This is a genomic window from Streptococcus agalactiae ATCC 13813 (genome assembly GCF_000186445.1).
Classification (GTDB): domain Bacteria; phylum Bacillota; class Bacilli; order Lactobacillales; family Streptococcaceae; genus Streptococcus; species Streptococcus agalactiae.
Genome location: NZ_GL636070.1, coordinates 1,316,220 through 1,321,960, shown reverse-complemented (window position 1 = coordinate 1,321,960; position 5,741 = coordinate 1,316,220). Strand labels below are relative to the sequence as shown.

5 protein-coding genes, 2 pseudogenes and 1 riboswitch are annotated in these 5,741 nt (G+C 33.9%); all 7 genes and pseudogenes read left to right on the top strand.

Annotation, left to right across the window (positions count from 1 at the left end; genetic code table 11):
- Positions 1 to 364 (top strand): annotated as a pseudogene (locus tag HMPREF9171_RS0102515) (staphylocoagulase precursor); the annotation flags it as partial.
- 496 nt (positions 365 to 860) lie between these two features.
- A pseudogene (locus HMPREF9171_RS106960) lies at positions 861 to 1,616 on the top strand (hypothetical protein); the annotation flags it as partial.
- A gap of 66 nt (positions 1,617 to 1,682) precedes the next feature.
- A complete protein-coding gene (locus HMPREF9171_RS106965) occupies positions 1,683 to 2,228 on the top strand; it encodes a GA module-containing protein (RefSeq protein ID WP_000724547.1) in 546 nt (181 codons plus the stop codon).
- 150 nt (positions 2,229 to 2,378) lie between these two features.
- Positions 2,379 to 2,468, top strand: a riboswitch (TPP riboswitch).
- A 155-nt stretch (positions 2,469 to 2,623) separates the two neighbouring features.
- Positions 2,624 to 3,190, top strand: coding sequence for an energy coupling factor transporter S component ThiW (gene thiW, locus HMPREF9171_RS106970; RefSeq protein ID WP_000181410.1), 567 nt, complete (start codon positions 2,624 to 2,626; stop codon positions 3,188 to 3,190).
- A complete protein-coding gene (locus HMPREF9171_RS106975) occupies positions 3,187 to 3,741 on the top strand; it encodes an ECF transporter S component (protein ID WP_000765998.1) in 555 nt (184 codons plus the stop codon). Before thiW ends, HMPREF9171_RS106975 begins: the two co-directional genes overlap by 4 nt.
- A gap of 3 nt (positions 3,742 to 3,744) precedes the next feature.
- Positions 3,745 to 5,031 (top strand): ATP-binding cassette domain-containing protein, encoded by a 1,287-nt coding sequence (locus tag HMPREF9171_RS106980; protein WP_000953599.1) that lies wholly within the window; start codon positions 3,745 to 3,747, stop codon positions 5,029 to 5,031.
- On the top strand, positions 5,019 to 5,630 hold the full coding sequence (locus tag HMPREF9171_RS106985; RefSeq protein ID WP_000482630.1) for an energy-coupling factor transporter transmembrane component T family protein: 612 nt from the start codon (positions 5,019 to 5,021) through the stop codon (positions 5,628 to 5,630). The genes HMPREF9171_RS106980 and HMPREF9171_RS106985 overlap by 13 nt, the downstream gene beginning before the upstream one ends.
- The last annotated feature ends 111 nt before the right edge of the window (positions 5,631 to 5,741 follow it).

Genomic DNA, 5,741 nt, shown 5'->3' with positions numbered 1-5,741 from the left:
ATTTTATGATTTATTAAATAAACTAAGAATACGATCTCGCAGTATTGATACAATCATAGAAAGACATAAAGAAAATAACCCTGATGAAGTTGAAATTTTAAAGGTTATGAGAGATAGTATTTTAAACATAAAGATCAACAAGAAAGGTCAAATAAATAGATGGTATTTAGAAATTTTGAATCTAAGAATGGGGGCTAGAAAACTCAAAGAATTAGATGATTTAATTGATACATTCTTTGAGGATATTAATGAAGAGCGTCCCAAAACACTTCCACGAAGGACTGAATTTAATAAATATTTGAAAGATGATATGAAAAAGGTAGAAGGGGAGGAAAGCACTAAGAAAATTGAAAAAAAAAATTAGGCTAGATAAAAATATAACAAGGTCAAAAGCTGGCTATTCTTTAATTGAGGAAGAGCTAGAATCAGAATTAGGAAAAATTGTACAGACTGCTAAGAGGTTGCTTGAGAAGGTAAACAAATTTAGACAGCAAGATTATTTTAAAAATGACTATGTAAAGGTTCTAGACTATAAACAACAACTAGTTGAAGGGCTTACTTCGTGTGAAAGAATTATTAAGACATTAGAGACAGATAAGCCAACTCCAGAACATATTATCAAAGAGAAAGTCCTCCATCTAGCTAAAATAACTGAAGATGTTAATGATTTTATGAATGGTCTAAAAACAAAAAAAGAGCTAAATAAATTAAAATCACTCACTAATATTCCTCATGATATTTCTATATCCTATAAACTAGACGCTCCTAAAGTATATGGTGAACTTGTATCTGGTACTAGCACTCCTTTAAGTATGTTGTTTATTAGTAAAGAGCCAATAACTTCACAATCGTTTTATACCATTACACAAGCTACTTCAATGAGACCGTTAGCACAGAAAATAAAAGAAGAAGTTGTTGATATTCGTTCAACTAATGACAGTAAAAAACAAAAAGTAGAACAGGAAAAAACTAAATCGCCAACTCCTCAAAAAGAGGCTATAAAAGAACAAACTGAGCAAAAAATATCTGGGAAGACTCAAAACGTAGAAAAGAAATCTGAAACTGTGGCAACTCCACAACAAAGTTCAGCTGCGCAAACTTCTGTCCAACAGCCGGCTCCGGTTCAACCAGTTGTTCAAGAATCCAAAGCTTCTCAAGAGGAGATTAATGCAGCACACGATGCTATTTCAGCGTATAAATCAACAGTCAATATTGCTAATACAGCCGGCGTAACAACTGCGGAAATGACCACGCTCATTAATACTCAAACTTCTAATCTTTCTGATGTTGAGAAAGCTTTAGGGAATAATAAGGTTAATAATGGTGCAGTCAATGTATTGAGAGAAGATACAGCTCGTCTTGAGAATATGATTTGGAATCGTGCTTACCAAGCTATTGAAGAATTCAACGTCGCTCGTAATACTTATAATAACCAAATCAAGACAGAAACTGTTCCAGTTGATAATGATATTGAAGCTATTTTAGCAGGTTCTCAAGCTAAGATTAGCCATTTGGACAATCGTATCGGAGCACGCCATATGGATCAAGCTTTTGTGGCTAGTTTATTAGAAGTTACTGAGATGAGTAAATCAATCTCATCGCGTATAAAAGAGTAGACACTGCTATCAAGGCGATCTTAAACTTTTGTATTGAACTAACCTAAAAGATAGAAAGAGACTAATATGAAAAAAATAACAACTTTAATCTTAGCTAGTAGCTTATTACTAGTTGCAACGACATCGGTTAAAGCTGATGATAACTTTGAAGTACCAACACGTTATGTTAAAATGAGTGAAAAATCAAAAGCGTTTTATCAAAGATTACAAGAAAAACAACGTAAAACACATACTACTGTGAAGACTTTTAATAATTCAGAAATAAGGCATCAACTACCTCTTAAACAAGAAAAGGCTAGGAATGATATCTACAATTTAGGCATTCTTATTTCTCAGGAGTCTAAAGGGTTCATCCAACGTATTGATAATGCCTATTCTTTGGAAAATGTCTCAGATATTGTTAATGAAGCTCAGGCTTTGTATAAACGCAACTATGATTTATTTGAAAAAATCAAATCTACACGTGATAAGGTTCAAGTCTTACTTGCATCGCATCAAGGTAATACAGACTTAAAAAACTTTTATGCTGAGTTGGACGATATGTATGAACATGTTTATCTCAATGAAAGTAGAGTGGAGGCGATAAACAGAAATATCCAAAAATATAATTAGTTTCTAAACTAACAAACATTCCGAAATATAAGACATTAAACCCTACTCATTGATTAGTGAGTAGGGTTTTACTGTTTTAAATAGCTTTCTGCTCAGAATGTAAGCCTTGTCATTTCAAAGGAACTATGTTATTATTCTTAAGTAAATTAAATAGGACATTTGGGGTGCGTAACAGCTGAGATTATACCCATTGAACTTGATGCAGTTAGTACTGTCGAAGGGAAATGTGTGCCATTACAAGTTTTTTGTGGTGGAAAAGGGCGTAGTGTCTTCTTAGGAGACAGCTAGCTCTAGTTAATCAGATAATAAACTCCGTTTGCTTGCAGATGGAGTTTTTTGTTGTCAAAATTTTTTGTAGGTTGTTGCCCCTTATCTGTCATAGAGAAGGAGTTATGATGACTAATCATAAAACAAAAAAATTAACGGTTTTAGCAATTATGATTGCTTTAGATGTTTTTTTAACGCCCATTTTTAGAATAGAAGGCATGGCCTTTATGTCTAGTGTGGTTAATATTATCGCTGGAGTTATAATGGGACCAATCTATGCATTAGTTATGGCACTTGTAACGGCTTTTATTCGTATTTTAACTCAAGCAGGAGTAGCATCTGTTGCACCTTTAGCTATTCTAGGAGCTGGTCCAGGAGCTTTCTTAGCGGGTTGGTTTTATCGGTTTTATGCGAAAGACTGGATGTCTTGGGTGGGTGAGTTTATAGGAACAGGGATAATTGGAGCACTTTTATCAGCTCCAATTATGGTCTGGTTTTGGACTTGGACAGCGGATGGAAATCACGAAGTGTTAGCTAAAGCATCTGCAGCTCAATCCATTTTTCTTTTTATGCCAAGGTTTATAGGGGCGACTATAATTGGCAGTGTTATTGCTTTGTTGCTACTTCAGGGATTAAAGCGGGTTCCTGTATTTATGACAATACAAGCATTATTTAAAGGAGAAAAAGTAAAATGAAATTGGGTTTAAAAGATGTATTGTTGATTGCTTTATTAGCGGTTGTTCTGGGCGTTATTTACTTTGGAGCAGGCTATATTTCAAATGCTTTTGTACCTTTTGTAGGCCCTATAGCGCATGAAGTTATTTATGGTATTTGGTTTGTGGCAGGTCCAATGGCTCTTTATATATTGAGGAAGCCAGGAACCGCTATTGTAGCAGAATTGTTAGCTGCTTTGACAGAGGTTTTAATTGGATCAATTTATGGACCAAGTGTACTCGTCATTGGTACCCTTCAAGGTTTAGGGTCAGAATTAGGCTTTACGCTGTTTAGGTATCATAATTACAAGTTGCCAACTTTTATATTGTCTGCTATTTTGACATCAATTTTTAGTTTTGCATGGAGTTTTTATGCCAATGGACTTAGTGCATTTTCATTTTCATATAACATTCTGATGCTTATAGTAAGAACTGTTTCATCTATTATTTTCTTCTTATTAACAAAGAATATATGTGACCAATTGCATAGAAGTGGTGTACTGAATGCTTATGGGATTCATGAAGGGAAGTAGCCTATGCTATCTGTTGAAAAATTAGCTTACACCCATGGCGATAGTCATTATTTATTTGATGAAGTGACTTTTAGTCTTAACCCAGGAGAACGAATTTTAATCAGTGGCTATTCAGGGTGTGGTAAGAGTACATTGGCTCTTTTACTATCAGGGTTAAAAGAAAGTGGGAAAGGTCAAGTTTTATTAAACGGTTCATTAATAGAACCAAGCGATGTAGGTTTTCTTTTTCAAAATCCTGATTTGCAATTTTGTATGGATACTGTGGCGCATGAGTTGTATTTTATTTTAGAAAATTTACAAATAGAACCGGAGCAAATGCAAGATAGAAGTGAGTTTGTATTGGCACAAGTTGGTTTAAAAGGATTTCAGAATCGGTTGATTTATACTTTATCTCAAGGTGAAAAACAGCGATTAGCATTGGCGACCATTTTTTTAAAATCTCCTAAACTTATTATTTTAGATGAAGCTTTTGCGAATTTGGATCAAGAGAGTGCCAGTCAACTATTACAATTAGTTCTTAATTATCAAGCAAACAATCAATCAATGCTGATTGTAATCGATCATTTGATTACTTATTATCAAGATATAATGGATCACTATTTTTGGTTGGAAAAACGGTTGACAAGGGTCGATTTTGATTATATGCTCAATCGTTTGAATGTCTTCGAATTAGAAAAGAAAAGTCATAATACAGGTGACAAACTGTTATCAATTAAAGATTTCCAAGTTAAACTTTCAAAAAACAAATTCATCTCTTACCTTGATTTTGATTTAGCAAGTGGGGAGAGGTTGTGCTTAGATGGACCAAGTGGCGTGGGGAAGTCTAGTTTCTTTATGGGATTGTTAGGGTTTTATAGGACTAAAGGGAAAAAACAATTTACTCATAGAAAGCAAATTCTTATAAGCTTTTTATTTCAAAATCCCTTAGACCAATTTATTTTTTCAACAGTTTATGACGAAATTTTTCAGGTTTGCAAGGATAGTAACAAAGCGAGGGATATTTTGGAAACCATAAATCTTTGGGATAAGAAACAGTTTTCACCATTTCAACTAAGTCAAGGCCAACAGAGGCGATTAGCCATTGGCAGTATTTTAGCTAGTGATAGTAAACTTCTATTATTAGATGAACCAACTTATGGACAAGATGCCTATCACGCTAATATGATTACGACTCTTCTTTTGAGTTATTGTCACAAAAATCATTGTGGGGTTATTTTTACTAGCCATGATCCTCACTTAAAAGAGTGTTTTGCAACACGTTTCTTGGAGGTGTCATCTTGTTCAATTTGAAAAACTATCATCCAGCTATTACCTTCCTATGTTTATTAATACCAACCTTTTCGTTTAGTTTCACATTGAGGTTAAGAACGTCTTTGTTATTTCTAATTATAGTAGTAACACTGCAATGCTTCGTAAAGGTTTCTTTAAAAACTTGGGCGAAGGTCAATCTGATCTCATTTGTGATGGGACTCTCTTTATTTCTAGGGACGTATTTTTGGGGGAAATTACCCCATCAATTCGTTTTAGCTAGTCTAGTAGCCTGTCGTCCGCTTATTTTCATGAACGTGGGTTTGTTATTTCATGCATCACATTCTAATTATGATTTTATAGAATCTCTTTATCAAACTTTCAAAGTGCCTAGTCATTTTGCATATGGTATTTTTGCGGTCTTTAATCTTCTACCATTAATTAAATTACAATACCAACGTAATCGACTCGCATTCCGACTGAAGAATCAGGTAACTTGGGCATTATCGTCTAGACTAATATTATCAGTTTTATTAAAGACGATATATTGGGTAGAACAGTTAGAGTTAGCAATGCTTTCTAAAGGTTTTGAAGTGGGTAAAGAGCGAACACATGCTTCAACTTATCCCGTTCGTTTTTGAGATTATAGTTTACTTGGTATGAGTATTTTATTGTCTATAGGAATGATTTTTAAATAAGTACAATTAGTTTAGTAATACAATTGTGCATTTATATAGAATGAGCGTGTTCTG